This is a genomic window from Allobosea sp. 05L423 (assembly GCF_056397745.1).
This window is the reverse complement of sequence record NZ_JBFTOA010000003.1, coordinates 44,066-63,365: the sequence shown is the minus strand read 5'-3', so window position 1 is coordinate 63,365 and position 19,300 is coordinate 44,066. Positions and strand designations below refer to the sequence as shown.

16 protein-coding genes are annotated in these 19,300 nt (G+C 67.9%); 5 read left to right on the top strand and 11 right to left on the bottom strand.

Translation table 11 applies throughout. From position 1 onward, the window contains the following. Positions 1–24 precede the first annotated feature (24 nt). From AC1DNE_RS08410 to AC1DNE_RS08395, 4 genes are all read left to right on the top strand, one after another. Positions 25–2,190, top strand: coding sequence for a pseudouridine synthase (locus AC1DNE_RS08410; protein ID WP_441468896.1), 2,166 nt, complete (start codon positions 25–27; stop codon positions 2,188–2,190). 3 nt (positions 2,191–2,193) lie between these two features. Continuing rightward, positions 2,194–2,754, top strand: coding sequence for a 16S rRNA (guanine(966)-N(2))-methyltransferase RsmD (gene rsmD, locus AC1DNE_RS08405; protein ID WP_441468897.1), 561 nt, complete (start codon positions 2,194–2,196; stop codon positions 2,752–2,754). Positions 2,755–2,851: 97 nt separating this feature from the next. Next, a complete protein-coding gene (locus AC1DNE_RS08400; RefSeq protein ID WP_441468898.1) occupies positions 2,852–3,589 on the top strand; it encodes a hypothetical protein in 738 nt (245 codons plus the stop codon). Next, entirely contained in the window at positions 3,586–3,957 is a 372-nt protein-coding gene (locus tag AC1DNE_RS08395; protein WP_441468899.1) for a DUF2019 domain-containing protein, read from the top strand. The genes AC1DNE_RS08400 and AC1DNE_RS08395 overlap by 4 nt, the downstream gene beginning before the upstream one ends. A gap of 4 nt (positions 3,958–3,961) precedes the next feature. Here AC1DNE_RS08395 and mutL read toward each other — a convergent pair whose 3' ends face one another. From mutL to AC1DNE_RS08350, 9 genes are all read right to left on the bottom strand, one after another. Next, complete coding sequence (gene mutL / locus AC1DNE_RS08390; RefSeq protein ID WP_441468900.1) at positions 3,962–5,767, bottom strand: DNA mismatch repair endonuclease MutL; 1,806 nt, start codon at positions 5,765–5,767, stop codon at positions 3,962–3,964. 140 nt (positions 5,768–5,907) lie between these two features. Then, positions 5,908–7,233, bottom strand: coding sequence for a glucose-6-phosphate isomerase (locus AC1DNE_RS08385; protein ID WP_441468901.1), 1,326 nt, complete (start codon positions 7,231–7,233; stop codon positions 5,908–5,910). A 37-nt stretch (positions 7,234–7,270) separates the two neighbouring features. After that, a complete protein-coding gene (locus AC1DNE_RS08380; RefSeq protein ID WP_441468902.1) occupies positions 7,271–8,566 on the bottom strand; it encodes a M16 family metallopeptidase in 1,296 nt (431 codons plus the stop codon). Positions 8,567–8,620: 54 nt separating this feature from the next. Then, entirely contained in the window at positions 8,621–9,910 is a 1,290-nt protein-coding gene (locus AC1DNE_RS08375; protein ID WP_441468903.1) for a M16 family metallopeptidase, read from the bottom strand. A gap of 121 nt (positions 9,911–10,031) precedes the next feature. Beyond that, complete coding sequence (locus tag AC1DNE_RS08370) at positions 10,032–10,688, bottom strand: hypothetical protein (RefSeq protein ID WP_441468904.1); 657 nt, start codon at positions 10,686–10,688, stop codon at positions 10,032–10,034. Between the two features lie 71 nt (positions 10,689–10,759). Continuing rightward, positions 10,760–11,245 (bottom strand): signal peptidase II, encoded by a 486-nt coding sequence (lspA, locus tag AC1DNE_RS08365; RefSeq protein ID WP_441468905.1) that lies wholly within the window; start codon positions 11,243–11,245, stop codon positions 10,760–10,762. Next, positions 11,245–14,259, bottom strand: a complete 3,015-nt coding sequence (gene ileS, locus AC1DNE_RS08360; RefSeq protein WP_441468906.1) for an isoleucine--tRNA ligase — start codon at positions 14,257–14,259, stop codon at positions 11,245–11,247. Before ileS ends, lspA begins: the two co-directional genes overlap by 1 nt. A gap of 206 nt (positions 14,260–14,465) precedes the next feature. Further along, complete coding sequence (locus AC1DNE_RS08355) at positions 14,466–15,464, bottom strand: bifunctional riboflavin kinase/FAD synthetase (protein WP_441468907.1); 999 nt, start codon at positions 15,462–15,464, stop codon at positions 14,466–14,468. 95 nt (positions 15,465–15,559) lie between these two features. Then, positions 15,560–16,015: a MaoC family dehydratase gene (locus tag AC1DNE_RS08350; protein WP_441468908.1), complete on the bottom strand. Its 456-nt coding sequence runs from the start codon at positions 16,013–16,015 to the stop codon at positions 15,560–15,562. A gap of 249 nt (positions 16,016–16,264) precedes the next feature. Here AC1DNE_RS08350 and AC1DNE_RS08345 point away from each other — a divergent pair, with 249 nt between their 5' ends. After that, positions 16,265–16,651 carry a response regulator gene (locus tag AC1DNE_RS08345; RefSeq protein WP_441468909.1) on the top strand — a complete coding sequence of 129 codons (387 nt, stop codon included), beginning with the start codon at positions 16,265–16,267 and terminating at the stop codon, positions 16,649–16,651. Between the two features lie 70 nt (positions 16,652–16,721). Here the strand turns inward: AC1DNE_RS08345 and AC1DNE_RS08340 are convergent, their stop codons facing one another. Next, complete coding sequence (locus AC1DNE_RS08340; protein ID WP_441468910.1) at positions 16,722–17,591, bottom strand: TIGR01459 family HAD-type hydrolase; 870 nt, start codon at positions 17,589–17,591, stop codon at positions 16,722–16,724. A gap of 102 nt (positions 17,592–17,693) precedes the next feature. Next, positions 17,694–19,187 carry an EAL domain-containing protein gene (locus AC1DNE_RS08335; RefSeq protein WP_476767035.1) on the bottom strand — a complete coding sequence of 498 codons (1,494 nt, stop codon included), beginning with the start codon at positions 19,185–19,187 and terminating at the stop codon, positions 17,694–17,696. Between the last annotated feature and the right edge of the window lie 113 nt (positions 19,188–19,300).

The following is a 19,300-nucleotide window of genomic DNA, read 5'->3' as shown; positions in this document are numbered from 1 at the left end:
TGCTCGGCCGGCTCAGGAGCAACCATGAAAGACGACGACAACAACAGAGGCCGCGGCCCGCGCAAGGGCGGTGGCGCCGGCGGCCGTGGCCCCGGTTCCGGCGGTAAAGGCTTCGGTGGCAAGAGCTTCGGCAGCCGCTCAGGCGGCGAAAGCCGTGGACCCGCACGCGATGGCGAGCGCAAGCCGTTCCGCAGCCGCTCGTCCAGCGACGACCGGCCGCCCCGCGACGGCGAGCACAAGCCCTTCCGCGGCCATTCGACCGGCGACGAACGTCCCACCCGGCGCTTCGAGCGGCCAGCCGGCAGCGAGGGCGACGCCCCGCGCCCGCGCCGCTTCGACGGTGACAGGCCGGCCCGCTTCAAGGCCGAAGGCGAAGGCCGCGGCTTCCGTGAACGCTCCGGCGAGGAGCGCCCGCGCCGTCCGGCACGCACCGGCGATCGCCCCTTTGCCGGCCGCGACCGTCCGCAGGGCGATCGGCCGCCGCGCGGCGAGGGCCGCGATGGCGAAAGGCGCTTTTCGCGCCCGCGCGCGCCGCGCTTCGAAGGGCATGAGGACCGTCCGCGCCGCCCGCGCGAGGACGCGCCCGAGCGCAAGCTGATCACGGCGGAGGAGCCGGAGCGGATCGCCAAGGTGATGGCGCGCGCCGGCGTCGCCTCGCGCCGCGACAGCGAGGCGATGATCGCGGAAGGCCGCGTCAGCGTGAACGGCTCCGTGCTGGAAAGCCCGGCCTTCGACGTGAAGCCGACGGATGTCGTGCTGATCGACGGCGAGCCGCTGCCGGCCCGCGAACGCACCCGGCTGTGGCTCTACCACAAGCCCCGCGGCGTGGTGACGACCAATTTCGACCCGGAAGGCCGGCCGACCGTCTTCGACGTGCTGCCGGAAGACCTGCCGCGCGTGCTGACCATCGGCCGGCTCGACATCAACACCGAAGGCCTGCTGCTCCTGACCAATGACGGCGGGCTGGCGCGGGTGCTGGAGCTGCCGGAGACCGGCTGGCTGAGGCGCTACCGCGTGCGCGCCTTCGGCGAGGTGACGCAGGACGTGCTCGACACCGTCAAGGACGGCGTCACCATCGACGGCATCCAGTACGGGCCGGTGATCGCCCGCTTCGAGCGCCAGCAGGGTTTCAACACCTGGCTGACGGTCGACCTGCGCGAAGGCAAGAACCGCGAGGTCAAGACCGTGCTCGAGCATCTCGGGCTGACGGTGAACCGGCTGATCCGCATCTCCTTCGGCCCGTTCCAGCTCGGAGAACTCGAAGAGGGCGAGGCCGACGAGATCCGCTCGCGCGTGCTGCAGGACCAGCTCGGCACCGAACTCGCCAGCAAGGCCGGCGCCGATTTCGAATCGCCGCGCCGCGATGCCCTGCCCGCAGCGCCGCGCCCTGCCCCCGCTGGCGACGATCGCCCGCGCCGACGCCGCGACGCCGCCGAGGATCCGCACGAGGCGCGCCGCGATGCGGTGCGCGAATTGCGCGGCGACAAGCCCTGGACCCGCACGGTCTGGCGGGATGCCGAGACCGAGCCGCAGCGCGAACGCAAGACCCCGCCGCGCCGCGGCGCCGATCCGAAGCTGGAGCGGCTGCAGCGCGAAGCGTCCGGCGACATCAAGCGCCGCCGCGACACGCCGATCTCCGACCCCAAGGGCCGGCGCGTGCTGGTCGAGCGCGTCAGCGCACCCGTTTCGGAAGAGCACGCCGCTCCTGCGCGCGACAGCAAGCGTCGTCCCGACCGCAAGCCGCGCCACGAACGAGGCGGCGACGAGGCTCGTGCCCCCCGCGCCTTCGGCCGCCCCAGCGGCGGCGAACGGCCGGCGCGGCGCCCGCGCGAGGATGCCGGTGGCCGCGATCGTGCCGATGAGCGGCCCTGGCAGGATCGCGCGCCGCGTGGCGAACGCCCCGACCGCGCCCCTCGAGACGGGGCGGAGCGCCCCGCCCGGCGCTTCAGCGAGCGACCGGCAGAGGACAGGCCGCGCGGCCGCAGCTTCGGTGACCGGCCGGAAGGCAAGGGGTTCGGGGCCAAGAACTTCGGCGCTCGCTCCTCGGAGCGGCCGGCTGGCGGCGGGCGCCCCTTCGGCGGCAAGCCGGGCGGAGGACGTCCCTTCGGCGGCAAACCCGGTGGACGGCCGGGCGGCGGCAAGGGTCCGCGCCCCGGCGGCGGCGGCCCGCGCGGCGGTAATCGCGGCTAAGCGATGCGGATCGTCGGCGGACGCCTGGGCGGCCGGCCTCTGGCCGGCCCAAAGCCGGGGATCGGCAGCATCCGGCCGACCTCGGACCGCCTGCGCGAATCCCTGTTCAATGTGCTCGCCCATGCCTATGGCGACGCGGTGGAGGGCGCGCGCGTGCTCGACCTGTTCGCCGGCACGGGCGCGCTTGGCTTCGAGGCGCTGTCGCGCGGAGCCGGCTTCGCGCTTCTGGTCGATGACGGCACCGAGGCGCGCGGCATCATCCGCGAGAACCAGATGGCGCTCGGGCTCGCCGGCTTCAGCCGCATCTTCCGCCGCGATGCGACGAAGCTCGGGGCGATCGCCGGCATGGCGCCGTTCGGCCTCGTCTTCTGCGACCCGCCCTATCGCAAGGCGCTGGGCGAGAAGGCGCTGGTCTCAGCCCGCGAGGGCGGCTGGCTGGAGCCGGAAGCCCTGATCGTACTGGAAGAGGCAGCGGATGCCGAGATCAGCCTGCCTGATGGATTCGAGGAACTGGAGCGGCGGAGCTATGGCGAGACTCTCGTGATCCTGCTGCGGAACTCATAGGTCATAGGTCGTCGCTAATAGGCCGGCGACAGCGAACTTATCCCCAGCTCCTGTTCCGCGCTTAATCTCCGCATCCGCCGCGGAGACCAAGCGCCGGATGCCAATCCTAAGATCCATCGAACCTAACGGGCGCGCCCTGGCGGCGCGCCGCCATGCCGTCGCCTGCCACATCGCCGGTGAGCGCATGATGCGCACCCTTGCGCGCCTGCAGGCGCTCGTCGAGAAGGGCGGCTTCAATTCGGACCAGCCACGCGTGCCGGCGGGCAGCCCGGAGGGAGGGCAATGGGCCGGTGGCGAGGGCTCCGGCCAAAGCCGGCAGCCGGGCGTCGGCGACAATGGCGGCCCGGCGCTCGACCCCATAAAGGACCCACCCCAAGACCGACAGTCGAAGATCAGGGCCGCGAAGGCGCTGGCAAAGGCGATCGCACGCCAAGTGCTGAGAAGGGCTGGCCCGATCGGCGCCGTCGTCACGGCGATCGAGGTCGGGCACTGGCTTTACACGGAATGGCCCTCGATCCGATCGTATCAGGACGAGCCGAGGTCGCTCATGGAGCTTCAGGAGCAGGCCGGCAGGAGGCGGCCGGGTTATGACGACCATCATATCGTCGAGCGAGGAGCCGGATCGCGCGAAGGCTTTCCGGGCTCCACCATCGACGGCGTGGACAACATCGTCAGCATTCCGCGATACAAGCATCATGAGATCACGGGATGGTATAATCGCCCGAACCCGGAATTCGCCATGCAATCGCCCCGCGAGTACCTTCGCGGCCGGGATTGGTCAGAACATGTACGGATGGGCCATCGAGCGTTGCGACAGAGCGGAGTGCTCAAATGATCGGCCGTAATCTCAGCTCCCTGTCGACCGCAGATATCGTCAAAGATTTCGAGCGGCGTTGCATCGAACAGTACGACGCGATGGAGGGCAATGAAAACACCCGCGCCAATCGGCTGGTTTGGCAGGTTCACGCGCTGGAAATGGAACTCAAATCTCGTGCCGGCGATCAGAGACGCGTCCTGATGAAACTGTTTGGACATCCCAACATGCAGGTCCGCCTAGCTGCCGCTCGTGCCAATCTGGCGGTAGATTGTGTCGCTGCGCGGCGCGAGCTTCAGGCCATCGTCGACGAGCAATGGTATCCGCAAGCGGCAGAAGCGAGCATGGCATTGGAGAGCCTCGATTCCGGCTTCTACCGGCCGACCTGACCCCTCACCGCCGCCCGAACAGCCGCTCGATATCGCTGAGCTTCAGCTCGACATAGGTCGGCCGGCCGTGGTTGCACTGGCCGGAATTGGGCGTGACCTCCATCTCGCGAAGCAGCGCGTCCATCTCCTCGGGGCGCATGCGCCGGCCGGCGCGGACGGAGTTGTGGCAGGCCATCGTCGCCAGCACATGGTCGAGCCGGCGCTCAAGCGAGCCGGCCGTGCCGTGCTCGGCCAGCGCATCGGCGACATCGCGGACGAGGCGCTGGAGATTGCCGCCGGCGAGCTGGCTGGGGGCCTCGCGCACCAGCACTGCGCCCAGCCCAAAGGACTCCAGGACGAGGCCGAGGCTTTCGAGCTCGCTACCGGCCGCGATCAGGCGGTCGGCATCGACAGGATCGAGCTCGACCACCTCGGGCAGCAGCAGGGGCTGGCGGGCGATGCCGTTGCGGGCGCGCTCGGCCTTCAGCCGCTCATAGACCAGCCGCTCATGGGCGGCGTGCTGGTCGACGATGACGACGCCCTCACGCGTCTGCGCGACGATGTAGGTCTCATGGACCTGGGCGCGGGCGGCGCCGAGCGGCCGGTCGAGCGCGTCTGCCGAAGGCTCGGCGAGATGGGCGCGGGCATCGGCGGAAGGCGCCGCGAAATCGGAGAAGCCGGGTTGAGGGGCGCTCGCGGAAACCGGGGCAGGCGCGCTCCAGTTCGATGTCGCAGGAAAGGCCGGGCGCGGGATCGCATTCCCGCTACCGCCCATCGAGAGCACGGCGCGGAAGGCGTCGAGCGTGCGGGCGCCGCCCGTCGTGGTCGCGCGGTGTCCGGCGGCAGCGAGCGCCGCCTTCAGCCCGGAGACAACGAGGCCGCGCACCAGGGCGGGGTCGCGGAAGCGCACCTCGCTCTTGGCGGGGTGGACGTTGACGTCGACCGAGCGCGGGTCGCAGCCGACATCGAGGAAGAGCACCGGATGGCGATCGGAGGGCACGACGTCGGCATAGGCACCGCGCACCGCCGAGAGCAGCAGCTTGTCGCGGACCGGGCGGCCGTTGACCGCAAGATGCACGCCGGCCGAGGTGCCGCGATGGAAGGTCGGCAAACCGGAAAAGCCGAAGATGCGGAAGCCTTCGCGCTCGGCCTCGATCTTCAGTGCGTTCTCTGGGAAGTCGCGGCCAAGCGCCCGGCCGAGACGGCGCAGCAGGCCCTCTTCCCCGATCGGCTCGCCCGGCCAGTCAAAGGCGCTGACATGCTCGCCTTCCAGCGAGAAGCGGATTTCGGGATGGGCGATGGCGAGGCGCCGCAGCATCTCGGAGACGGCCTGGGCCTCGGCCCGGTCGCTCTTCAGGAATTTGAGGCGGGCCGGGGTGAAGATGAAGAGGTCGCTGACCTCAATGCGGGTTCCGACGGCCGCGGCGACCGGGCGGACGACGCCCTTCTCGCCCGCCTCGACGACGAGGCCGGAGCCCTGGGATGCGTCATGCCGGCGTGTCGCGATCGAGAGCCGCGCCACCGAGCCGATCGAGGGCAACGCCTCGCCGCGGAAGCCCAGCGTCCCGATCGCGAAGAGGTCCCCGTCCGGCAGCTTCGAGGTGGCGTGGCGCTCGACGGCGAGCTCGAGGTCCTGCGGCGTCATGCCGGCGCCGTCGTCGACGACACGGATCAATTCGCGCCCGCCGCCGGTGATGGTGACCGCGACCGAGCGCGCGCCGGCGTCGATCGCGTTCTCGACCAGTTCCTTCACGGCCGCAGCCGGCCGCTCGATCACCTCGCCTGCGGCGATGCGGTCGACCAGGACGGGATCGAGGCGGCGGACGGTCATGGGCTCGACATGTTCTCTTGGTCGCGAGCACCGCGCCCGTCATTCCCGGGCGGCGCAAAGCACAGACCCGAGAATCTCGATCAAGAGATGCTCGGGCCGAGCCCGAGCATAACGTGCCCTGCCGGCAAACCCCGATTCGCTCAGCTGCGCCCTTCGGCAAGATAGCGCTTGGCGAGGAGCTTCGCCTCCTCCACCGCCGGCTGGTCGAAGGGATCCACACCCATCGCGTAGCCGGTGAGAATCGTCTCCAGCATGAAATGCATCAGCATCTCGCCATGGCTGGTCTCGTCGATCCGCTCGACGTGGAAGCGGCGGACAGCACAGCCGTTCTTGGCGAAGGTGTCGATCATGGCGATGCCTTGCGCCGCAACCATGTCGCCGATCGTCTTGCCGGCGAAATCGGCCTGCCCGATCTTCTCCGCCAGAGCCGCGTCGATCTGCGGCCCCTTGCCCTTCACGCCGGTGGTGATCACGGTGAAGAACTTGTCCTTAGGCCCGGCGAGATAGAGTTGCTGCTGCGAGTGCTGGTCGACGGGGCCGAGCGCGCCGACCGGCTGCGTCCCCTGCCCGTCCTTGCCGAGGCTCTCGGCCCAGAGCTGCATCCACCAGCGGGTGAGCAGCGCGAGCTTGTCGGCATAGGGCATCAGCACGGCGATATTCTTGCCCGATCGCATTGCGGCGAGATGCAGCGCAGCGCCGACCGCCGAGGGCGTCTCGCGGACGTCCTTGCCGGCGAAGAGCGGCGCCACCGCCCGCGCTGCGCCCAGCCGCAGCGCTTCGATGTCGAGGCCGAGCACGGCGGCCGGCAACAGGCCGCAATTGGTCAGGACCGAGTAACGACCGCCGACATCGGTGTGGTGTTCGAGGAAGGGCGTGCCGAAGGGCTCGAGCAACGCGCGCAGCGGATGCAGCTTGCCGGGCTTGCCCGGCTCGGAGAGCCCCTGGAAATGTTCGCCAATCTGCTGATCGGTGAGATGCGCGCCCCGCAGCGCCTCGATCGCGGCGATCGACTGCAGGAGGGTCTCGCCGGTGCCGCCGGATTTCGAGATCGCGACGAACTTGGTCGTCTTGAGCGGCAACCTGGCGAGCAGCGCCGCATAGGTGGCCGGGTCGAGATTGTCGATGAAATGGACGCGCGGGCCGTGCGCGAACTGCGAGAGGCCGGCGATGCCGTAGCCGGTGAGTTGAGCGAGCGTCTGGCCGCCGAGGCTGGAGCCGCCGGTACCGAGCACCAGGACATCGGTGGTGCCGCCAGCCTTCAACCGGTCGGAGGCAACCTTCACGGGGCCGAGGTCGGCGGTGTCGCTCGGCAGCTTCAGCAGCGGCAGCGAACCGTCCTTCGCCTGCCCCTGCAGCTTCGCCAACGCGGGCTTGAGATCGGCCAGCGCCGTCTCGAAGGCCGCGTCGGGAATGCCTCCCTTGCCGACCTTGGATTCGAGCGCGAGATCGAAGCTTTGCTGAAGCATGAAGACTACCCGTATCGACAAAGAGACGAAGGCTATTTCAGACCAGCCCGACCGGCTTGCCAACCGCCTGAACGAGCAGGTCGGGGTTGCCGAAGAGGCGCTGCGCGACGCGCTTGACGTCATCGAGCGTCACGGCCGCGAAGAGACCGTTGCGGCTGGCGAGGAAGTCCGGCGTGTCGCCGCGCAGCGCAAGAGCCAGCAATTCCCCGGCGATCTTCGGCGAGGTGTCGAAGCGCAGCGGATAAGAGCCGATGATATAGCGCTTGGCTTCCTCGACCTCATGCTCGGTCGGCCCGTCATGGGCGAGCTTCAGCATCTCCTCGCGGATCACCTTCATCGATTCGGCAGCGCGGTCGTTGCGGGTGGCGGTGCCGCCGACCAGCATGGCGCTCTCGCGCAGCGGCATCAGGCTGGAGGACACGCCATAGGCAAGGCCACGCTTCTCGCGCACTTCCATGAAGAGCCGCGAGGTGAAGGCCGAGCCGCCGAGGATATGGTTCAGCACGCTCGCGGGGATGAAGTCCGGATCATGCCACATCAGCCCCGGTCCGACGAAGCGCAGTACGGTCTGCGGCACGTCGAGATCTATGACATGGGTCTGGCCGAGCCCCTGGATCGGCAACGGCTGAGACGGGCGCGGGCGGGACACGCCCTGTGGCAGCGCACCGAACAACAGATCAAGGCGCCCTGCGAGTTCCGCCGCGGTGATGTCGCCGACCACGACGACCTTGAGGCCGCCGCGATCGAGCAATGCCGGCGTCAACGCCTTCAGCGCCGGAGCCGCGAGCTTCGAGACGCTGTCGACATCGCCCTTCTCGGGCCGGCCATAGGCATGGCCGGGGAAAGCCGCGGCGAAAAGCGCGTTGCGGCACATGACTTCGGGGTTCTTCGCTTGGCGCTGCAGCCCGGCGATGATCTGGGCCTGGACACGCACGACCGCGTCGGCATCGAAGCGCGGCTTGTTCAGCGCCAACGCCAGCAGCTCGAAGGCGGTGTCGCGATGGGTCGACAAGGTCTGGATATGGCCGTGGAAGTCGTCGCGGCGGGCTTCGAAGCCGAGGCTGATCGCATGATCGGCCAGCTTGCCCTGAAAAGCTTCGGCATCGAGATCGCCAGCGCCTTCGTCGAGCAGCCCCGAGATCAGATAGGCGCTGCCGGCCGCGTTTTCCGGATCACGGCTGGCGCCGCCGTCGAAGGCGAAATCGACCGCGATCAGCGGCAGGCTGTGCTCCTCGACGAGCCAGGCCTCGATGCCGCCCGGCGAGCGGACGCTCTGGACCGCGATGGCGGGGCCGGCCGTGTTGAGCTTGGGTGTCGGAATCGGCGCGTTCATGTCGCTTCCTGTCGGCGGAGCATGGCGTCCGCCCGTTCGGTGAGACGGCAAGTGTCAGGCGGGCAGCAGCAGGCCGGTGACGCTGCGATCAGGCTTCAGATAGCGGCGTGCTGCTTCGACCACCGCATCGCGGCCGACGGCCTCGATGCGCTGCGGCCAGGCGAGCACGTCTGCGACCGTCTCGCCGACGGCGAGCGCCGAGCCGAAGATGCGCGCCAGCGAAGCCTGATTGTCGCGGGCGAAGACCGTCTCGGCGACGAGCCGCGTGCGGGCCCGCGCCAGCTCCAACTCGGTCGGCCCCTCGGCCAGGAAGCTGGCGAGCACGGCGTCGAGCCCCGCCTCCATCGCCGCCATCTCGACACCGGGGCGCGGGCTGGCCGAGAGCTGGAAGGCGGCGCGGTCCACCATCGAGCCCATGAAATAGGCGCTGGCGCCGGCGGCGAGCTCGTCCTCGACACAGAGCTTGCGATAGAGCCGCGAGGTCGTGCCGCCGCCGAGGATCTCGGCGACGAGTTCGAGCGCCAGAACCTCTTCGCGATCTCCGGTCGTATAGGTCGGGGTCAGCCAGCCGCGGCGCAGCGAAGGCTGCTGCACGCGCGGGTCGTTCAGCGCAACCCGGCGCGAGGCGCGCGGCTCAGGCTCGATCGGGCGGCTGCGGACGGGTGGCGCGCCGCGGGCCGCGATCTTGCCATAGCTCTCCTCGGCGAGACGGCGCACCTCGGCGGCATCGGTATCGCCGGCCACAACGAGGATCGCGTTCTCGGGCGTGTAGAAGCGCTGATAGTAGGCGAAGGCGTCGTCGCGGCTCAGGCGCTCGATCTCGTGCTCCCAGCCGATGATCGGGGTGCCATAGGGGTGGTGGAAGAACAGCGAAGCGGAGAATTCCTCGCCGAGCTGGGCAGCCGGATCGGAATCGACGCGCATGCGCCGCTCCTCCAGCACCACGTCGCGCTCCGGTCCGACCACGCTCTCGTCGAAGGAGAGGCCGGTCATCCGGTCAGCTTCGTAATCCATCATCGCGCGCAGATGCTCTTTCGGCACGCGCTGGAAATAGGCGGTGTAGTCGTAGGAGGTGAAGGCGTTCTCCTGCCCGCCGTAACCGGCGACGATCTTCGAGAACTCGCCCGCCGGCCAGCGCTCGGTGCCCTTGAACATCAGATGCTCGAGGAAATGCGCGATGCCCGATTTTCCGGCCGGGTCATCGGCGGAACCGTTGCGATACCAGACCATATGGGTGACGACCGGCGCCCGATGGTCCTTCACGACGACGACGTCGAGGCCATTGTCGAGGCGGAAGGCTTCGACGGGGTCAGCCAGACCGGGCTGGCGCGCATGGATGTTCACCTGACGCGATCTCCTGCTCAGACACAAAGGGGCGGGCACGATGCGCCCGCCCCGAAAGAGAACTTGGTCAGCCGAGCCCGCTTCGGCAAGTGGCTTACCTCGGCCGATCTTGCAGATCAGCCTAGTCAGGCCTGACCAGCATCACCGGCCCCTGGCCCGTCGCGAACTCGCGCTGGCCGACAGCCTGCTTGTCCTCGACCGGGCCACCGCGCCCCGGGCCGATCGCAGCCGTGTCAGCCGGGCGGCGATAGCCGGTCGGCGGCTCGGTCAGCAGGCGGCGCTGCGGCTCGACGCCATAGGCCAGCGACTCTTCGGCGGCCTGACTGCGGCGAGAAGCGAGTTCGCGGCCGATGCGGATCGGCTGGATCTGGTTGTTGTAGTTGCCGTGTTCCTCGACGATCGTCGGCGCCTGTTCCGTGCGCGAAGTGCGGCCGCGACGCAGCTCTTCCTGCGACAGGACCGGGTTGTTGCGCGCTCTTTCCGACAGCGCATAGGGCGGACGATTGGCCTCGTCCTTGCGGCGCTGCACATCCGGATCGTTCGGCCAGGCGGCACTGCGAGCGCTCGCCGGATCCTGCGGGCGCGGCAGCGCCGAATTCGGCGGCACTACCAGCGGCGCACGCTCGCGATAATCGATGTCGTCGCCGGCCCCCTTGCCGCCGAAGGTGCCTTCGAGCAGGTTCTTGAACAGCATGCCCTCCTGCGCGAAGGCAGGCTGGGCCGCCAGCACGAGCCCGCCGGCGAGCAGCAGATGCGACACGCGGATGCGTTGCGCCATATCAAATCTCCCTTTGGACAATCTCGCATTCGCCTCAAGCATGGACGAGCGGCGAAAGGATGGCGAGACCGTCACTCAGCTGTCTTTTCCCCAGCCGGTCGGAATGACTCATACAGGAGCCCGACCACACCGACAACGATCGCGACATCGGCGATGTTGAAGATGTACCAGCTGAAGCTACCCCAATGGAAGTGAACGAAGTCCACCACCGCGCCGTAGACGGCGCGGTCGACGCCGTTGCCGAGCGCACCGCCGATGATCAGCGCGAGACTCAACACCGTCAGCGCACCCTCGCTGCGCCACATCCAGCGCCAGAGCCAGACGGCCGCGACGAAGGAGATGACGACCAGAAACCAGCGGCCGAGATCCGTGCCCTGCTGGAACAGGCCATAGGAAATGCCCCGGTTCCAGGCGAGCACGATCGTCAGGAAAGGCGCGAGATCGAACGGGCCGTTCTCGGCCAGCCCGACACCATAGAGCAGCCAGCATTTCAGGAGCTGATCCGAGACGAAGACGATCAGGACCGTGGCGAGGCCAAGGCGGCGGGCAGGCGTCATCAGGCGGACACCCCCAGCTCCTTCAGCGCCTTGGCATCGCGCGGCGTCACCTCCGGATAGGCGGCATCGGCCGTCTTGGGATCGAAATACTTCCAGGAACGAGCGCATTTGATGCCGGCGGCGCGATTCGACACCACCGCGACGCCCGGAACCTCGGCGAGGCGGAAGGCCTCGGCCGGCCCCTCCCCGTTCGTGATGCGGATATCGGAGGTGATGCTGATCTCGGCGAGGTCGACGCCGGAGAGAGCGGCATAGAGATCCGCATCGGAAACGAAGACCTGCGGCGCAGCCTCCAGCGAGGAGCCGATGCGCTTGGCGGCACGCTCCAGCTCCAGCGCGCCGGTGACGACGCGGCGCACGCGGCGGATCTTGCCCCAGCGCTCCGCCAGCTCGGGATTGAGCCAGCTCTCGGGCGCCTCGGCGAAGCGCTCCAGATGCACCGAGCCTTCGCCCGCCTTCTCCGCGGGATAGCGTTCGAGCCAGGCCTCTTCGGCGGTGAAGACCAGGATCGGCGCGAGCCAGGTCGTCAGGCAGCGGAAGAGGTGATCGACCACCGTCAGCGCGCTGCGGCGGACATGGCTCGAGGTCGGATCGCAGTAGAGCGCATCCTTGCGCACGTCGAAATAGAAGGCCGAGAGCTCTGTGTTCATGAACTGCGACAGCAGGAACACCACCTTCTTGTAGTCGTAGGTGCGATAGGCTTCCTCGACCTGCGGCCCGAGCTCGGCGAGGCGATGGAGCATCAGCCGCTCGAGCTCCGGCATGGTCTGCGGCTCCAGGACGCGGCTTTCCTCGCTGAAATGGGCGAGCGTGCCGAGCATCCAGCGCATGGTGTTGCGCAGCTTGCGATAGGTCTCGACGAAGGTCTTCAGGATCTCCTTGCCGATGCGCAGATCGTCGGAATAATCCGCCGCCGCGACCCACAGGCGCAGGATGTCGGCACCGGAATCCTTGATGATGTCCTGCGGCGCGGTGACGTTGCCCTTCGATTTCGACATCTTCTCGCCCTTCTCGTCCAGGCAGAAGCCATGGGTGAGGACGACGTCGAACGGCGCGCGGCCGCGCGTGCCGCAGCTTTCCAACAGGCTCGAATGGAACCAGCCGCGATGCTGGTCCGAGCCTTCGAGATACATCACCTTGTCGCGGCCGCCATCGACGACGCGATGCGTCTTGAGGTCGGCGCGCTTTTCCAGGGTGAAGGCGTGGGTGGAGCCGGAATCGAACCAGACATCGAGCACGTCGGTGACGCGCTCGTATTTCGCCGGGTCATAGCCGAACGGCTTCAGGAAGCGGGCGCCGTCGGTGTCGGTGAACCAGGCGTCGGCGCCTTCGGCCTCGAAGGCCTCCGCGATCGCGGCGTTGACGGCGGGATCGACGAGGACCTCCTTCGTCTCCTTCTCGACGAAGACGGTGATCGGCACACCCCAGGCGCGCTGGCGCGAAACCACCCAGTCCGGGCGGTTGGCGATCATGCCGGTGATGCGGTTCTCGCCCACCGCCGGCACCCACTCCGTCTGCTTGATGGCCTTCAGCGCGCGGTTGCGCAGCGTATCGGTGTTGCCGCCGGCGACGGGCTTGGGATCGGCCGCATCCGGCGCGCCACCCTCGCCGATCGGCTTGTCCATGGCGATGAACCATTGCGGCGTGTTGCGGAAGATGACCGGCTTCTTCGAGCGCCAGCTATGCGGATACTGATGCTTCAGCCGCCCGCGCGCGATGATGTTGCCTGCCTCGACCAGCGCCTTGATGACGACGTCGTTGGCGTTGCCCTTGTCGCCCTTGTCGGTGATGACCTGTGCGCCCTCGAAGCCCGGCGCCTCCTTGGTGAAGCGACCATCGGCATCGACGGTGTAGGGGATGCGCGTCTCGATGCCGCGCTCGGCCAGCATGCGGCCGTTCGCCATCCAGATATCGAAGTCCTCGCGGCCATGGCTCGGCGCGGTGTGGACGAAGCCGGTGCCGGCATCGTCGGTGACGTGGTCGCCGTCGAGGAGGGGCACGTCGAAGTCATAGCCCTTGCCGCGCAGGGGATGGGCGGCGATGAGCGCGGCAAGCTGCTCGGCCGGAACATCCGCGACCAGCTCGAAGGCTTCGACCTTGGCGGCCTTGAAGACGCTCTCGGCGAGGTTCTTGGCGAGGATATAGGTCGCGCCCACCTTGGCCCAGTTGTTCTCGGGCGCCGCCGTGACGCGGTAGAGGCCATAGGTGATCTTGTTATGGAAGGAGATCGCGCGGTTGCCCGGGATCGTCCAGGGCGTGGTCGTCCAGATGACGATCGACGCGCCTGCGAGCGCAGCAGGCGCATTCAGCACCGGGAACGGCACATAGATCGTGTCGCTCGTATGCTCCTCGTACTCGACCTCGGCCTCGGCGAGCGCTGTCTTCTCGACCACCGACCACATCACCGGCTTGGAGCCGCGATAGAGCTGGCCGGTCTCGGCGAACTTCATGATCTCGCGAGCGATCTGCGCCTCGGCCGGATAGGCCATCGTCAGATAGGGATCGTCCCAGTCGCCCTCGACGCCGAGGCGCTTGAACTCCTTGCGCTGGATATCGACCCAGTGCTCGGCGAAGGCGCGGCATTCCTTGCGGAACTCGACGACATCAACGTCGTCCTTGTTCAGCCCCTTGGCGCGGTACTGCTCCTCGATCTTCCATTCGATCGGCAGGCCGTGGCAATCCCAGCCCGGCACATAATTGGAATCGTAGCCGAGCATCTGCTGCGAGCGCGTGACGAGGTCCTTGAGCACCTTGTTCAGCGCGTGGCCGATATGGATGTTGCCGTTGGCATAGGGCGGCCCGTCATGCAGGACGAAACGGTCCCGGCCCTGGCCTGCCTCGCGCAGCTTGCGGTAGAGGTCGATCTCAGCCCAGCGGGCGAGCAGCTCCGGCTCGCGCTGCGGCAGGCCCGCACGCATCGGGAACTCGGTCTGGGGCAGGAAGAGCGTCTGCGAATAATCGATGCCGTCACCTGCAGTCTGGGCGGCTTTGGCGTTGTTGGTCTTGTCGGTCATCTTCCGGCTCGGACAGTCGGGACGGCGGGCCATTCGGCGAGCCCAAGCGCGTCCACTCATGAAACGGGAAAAGCGGTCTTCAACCCGGACTGCGCAAGCGCCCACGCCTGTCTAGCGCGAGGCGGCAGCCGGGCCCGTAATTCGCCGGGAAAGATCGATCAGCATGGCGCGTTCAGCGGGCATGGAGGGCTTCTAGCAGGCGTGGCTCACGGAAGGAAGGGCGGCGCGTCGAAAGCGGGGGTCCTGGCCAGAATGTCGCGCGCGCGGGCGCTGTCGGCATCCATCTGCGTGATCAGAGCCTTGAGCGAGTCGAATTTCTCCTCGCCACGCAGCCAGTCGACGAAGGCCACGTCGACGCGCTTGCCGTAGAGATCGCCGGAAAAATCGAAGACGAAGGTCTCCAGCCGTGGTGCGCCGTCATCGAAAGTCGGGCGGCGGCCGAAGCTCGCGACGCCGTCGTGCCAGACGCCGTCGATCCTCATCCGCACCGCATAGATGCCGTGCCGCAGCTTGCAGTCGCGGGCGAGCTGCATATTGGCGGTGGGATAGCCGAGGTCTCGGCCACGCTTGTCGCCATGGGCGACGAGGCCGCGCACGAACCAGGGCCGCCCGAGGAACGCCGCGGCACGGGCAACATCGCCTTCTTCCAGCGCTGCGCGGATCAGCGTCGACGACACGGCCTCGCCCTGCCAGGCGAAGGGAGGCACGACGCGGACCGGGACGCCGGCCGTCAGGCAGTGAGCCTGCAACATCTCCGGCGAGCCGGTGCGGCCCTTGCCGAAATGGAAATCATAGCCGCAGACAAGGCCGGCAGCGCCGAGCCGGCTGACGAGCAGGTCGTCGACGAAATGCTCGGCCGTGATCGCTGCAATCTCGCGGTCGAAGGGCAGGACGAAGACCCGAGCCAGGCCCGCATCGGCCAGCAATTCGAGCTTGATCTGCGGAGGCGTCAGCCGGAAGACGGGTTCCTCGGGGCGGAAGACGCTGCGCGGATGCGGCTCGAAGGTGAAGGCGGCCGGCACCGTACCGAGATCGCGCGCCATGGCACCGGCCATGCGGGCGAGTTCGGCGTGGCCGCGGTGGACACCGTCGAAATTGCCGAGCGCGAGGACGGCGCCGCGCAGGCCGTCGGGAATGGGCTTGTCGAGGTCGAGGACCACGGCCGCCGGCTCGGAGCGCAACGGCGCATCGGCTGGGGAAGACATCGATGAGAAACGTCCGTCTGCCCGTGAAAGCCGGGCGATGGTCGTCTTTGCGGCGAAGCCCGGCAGGGCGTCAAGGCCGCCCCCCTCCGAACCTCTCAGGATTTGGGCTTCGGCGGCATCGCCACCCAGGCCTCGCCCTCCATCACCGCCTTGCCGTCGACGAGGCACTCGCAGAACAAGCGTGCCCGGCGGCGCTCGGCGACGAGTTCGACGACCTCGACCCGAGCCGTGACGACATCGCCGATCTTGACCGGGGCCAGAAAGGTCAGCGTCTGCGAGAGATACACAGCACCGGGACCGGGCAGGCGCGTGCCGAGCAGGGCGGAAACCAGGCTTGCCGTCAGCATGCCGTGAGCAATGCGCTGGCCGAACCTGGTGCCGGCGGCGAAATGGTCGCAGAGATGGATGGGGTTGGCATCCCCCGAAAGCTCGGCGAAGAGTGCGACATCGCGCTCCATCACGGTCCGCATCAAGCTCTCGGACTGGCCGATCGCCAGATCCTCGAAAGCGTGAACGGTGTAGAGTGTGCCGGGCCTCGGCTGAACGGTCATTGATCTCTCGTGGCTTGCAGGCGCACCCCAGCCCCTGTGCTCGATTGGCTTCATCATCTCGCAACTGCAAAATAACAGCAATTGGACTTTGGTGCGGAGCACCACCCTGCCCCACAGTCACTCGGCGATCGGATTAACCGCTTCGCAACACGCCGTCGGTATCACCGAATGCGAGTGGAGACCGCCTCGAACGGGCGGCGCGGTGTCGGTATGTTCCGACGCCACAACTGCCCTGCCTGGAGCATCGCAATGGCCCTCGATCCGTCCATGCCGATCCTCGTGGTCGACGATTACCAAACGATGATCCGCATCATCCGCAACCTGCTGAAACAGCTTGGCTTCGAGAACGTCGACGATGCCTCGGACGGCTCGGCCGCGATCGCGAAGATGCGCGACAAGAAATATGGCCTCGTGATCTCCGACTGGAACATGGAGCCGATGAGCGGCTTCGAGCTGCTGCAGAAGGTGCGGGAAGAGACCACGCTCTCCGAGACGCCCTTCATCATCGTCACGGCCGAGTCGAGAACCGAGAACGTCATCGCGGCCAAGAAGGCCGGCGTCAGCAACTACATCGTGAAGCCGTTCAACGCGCAGATGCTGAAGACCAAGATCGAATCGGTGTGCGTCGCCGCCTGACGCATCGGACCGACAAGTAGTATCCACTTTCCGGAGACATCCGGCGCGGCAGTGGAGAGCTAGATCACCCTCACCAGACCAGATGCGGCATGGCATAGGCGGGGCGATGCGCCTGCCGGCCGAACCAGCCGTGACGCTCCTCCCAAGACGCCTCCATCAGATCCTGGGCATGGATACCTGCGAGCACCATGATGCCGGCGGCGCCGAAGCCTGAGGCGCCGGCGATATCGGTGCGGATGGCATCGCCCACCGCGCAGATCCTGTCCCGGGCGATCGCCGCTCCGCGCTTCTCCTCGGCTGCGGCCAGAGCCGCCTCATAGATCGGCCCGTGGGGCTTGCCGGCATAGACCACCTGCCCACCGATCTCCTCATAGGCCAACGCGACCGAACCGGCGCAGGGAATGATGCGCCCGCCGCGCTCGACGACGAGATCGGGATTGGCACAGATCAGCGGCAATCCGCGTGCGGCGAATCCGGCCAGCAGCTCGGCATAGGTCGCCGCCGTGTCGTTCTCGTCGTCGAACAGCCCGGTGCAGAGCACATAGGCGGCTTCGGCCGGGGCGGTTTCCCGGACATCGAGACCGGCGATCAGCGGCAGGTCCCGATCGGGACCGAGCCGATACATCGGCTCGCCGGCGCGCGCGCGGATCAGCGAGCGGCAAACATCGCCGGAGGTAACGATCGCATCCCAGGCTTCCCGCGGCACGCCGAAACCGTCGAGCTGATCGATGATGACATCGCTCGGACGCGGCGCGTTGGTCACGAGAACGACGCTGATCCCGCGCTCGCGCATACGCATCAAAGCCACGAGCGCGTCGCGATAGGCGGCGACGCCGTTATGAACCACGCCCCAGACATCGCAGAGGCAGAGATCGAAGCGGTCAGCGACCTCGGAGAAGCCCGAAAGCGGGATGGTGGAAGCGATCCCCAATGGCGACACTGTCTCGATCTCCGGCGGCTAGAGGAGGCATCCACGCCTCACCGAAGCTGGTCTAGACGGGATTCGCCGGGAGCGGAACCGGATGTTGCACCGCGGCGCGCATCAGGCGCTGGCCCGGCGCAGCACCGAGCGGAACGGCAGCCGTTCGGGCCGGCTTTCTGCGGGCGCTGCGGCCGGAACGGAAGACAGCCCGGCAACCGCGGCCGGGCGCACGACGTCGTTGGCGGCTCCAGGCTGCGGAACCTGCGGAGCCGAGACGGCAGGAGAAGGCGCAGGGGCCGCCTCCGGTTCCGCGAAGACTTCGGGCTTGACCGGGCGCGGCGGGGAGAACGCCTGGCCCTGCCCCATCGTGACGCCGAGCTCGATCATATCTGCAGCCAGCGGGTTGTCCTCGACATGCTCGGCGACAAGCGTGATCGACGCTCTGCCCAGCATCGCCGCAAGATCGCCAGCTGCGATATCGCTGACGACCTTGCCCTCGGCATGGTCCCGGAGCAGCGTCGCCGGAGCCTTGATATAGCGCATCCCGCGGTCGAACAGGGCGCGCGGATCGAGCCGCAGGTCGACGACATGATCGAGCGCGAACCGCACGCCATTCGCCGACATCGCGCCGAGCAGGCCGAGGCTCGTCGGATCGAGGCTCCGGAAGACGGTCTGAGGCATCTCGATGACGAGATGCCCGGTGTGTTCGCGATATTTGTCGAGGATGCGCGTCAGTGCCGCCAGGGCACGTGACGAGCCCCAGGTCGCTGCGCTGAAATTGCAGGAGACGAAGATGCCTCCATCCTTCGAGGCGAGATGGCGGGCGATCGCCAGGGCCCGTGTCAGGACAAGCGCGTCGAGCGTCGGCCCGAAGCCGCGGGTCTCGACGGTGTCGAGGAACTCGTGCGGCAGGAGCAGGGTGTTCTCATCCAGTCGCAGACGCGCCAACGCTTCGTAGCCCTGTGTGCGGCGCTGCGGCAGCGACACGACCGGCTGAAGATGGACCTCGATGCGCCCTTCGCTGAGCGCCCGGCCGATGAGCGCGGCGCGCTCGGCCTCGGCCTCTTCCTGCGCCGCCTTGGCGGCGGCGGCACGCTCGGCGGCCTGCTGCTCGGCGCGGGCGCGTCGCACCGCCTCGGGATCGAGAACCACTTCGGGAATGGAGGGTGCGGGAAGCGCCGGCGCGGCAGCGGCCGGTTCGGGCAGCCGCGCCAAGACCGCTTCATGGTCGGAGAGCGTCGTGGCTACCTGATGGATCAGATCGCCGAGCAACCCAACCTCGGCGGTTAGCTCATGAATTGCGGCCCGAGCCGGCGCGGCATCGACATCCCGCATGGGCATCTGCTCGACCCGCTGCGACAATGCGTCGAGCCGGATCGCGTTGGTGGCCAACCTGACCTTGACCTCTCCGAGTCCGGCCAGCGCCTGCTCGTGCCTGGCAAGACCGCGACGCTCGAACGTCCGCATCGCGACCAATACGCCGGCGCCGGAGGCAAGCAGTCCCAGCGCCGTCCCCAGCCCGCCGGGCAAGAGAATCGTCAGGACCGCGCCAGCGGAAAGCCCGGTGATGGCACCGGCGAGAGGAGGCAGGGCTTTCAGGCGCAAAGGGGCCACGGCAGCGTTCGCGCTAGAAGGGTTGATCGGAAATTGGGAACGAATCAGAACATTAAGCGGCAGATTACCCGTGCGCGCCGCGTTATGCGAGCAACCTTGTCCGCGCCCCATCA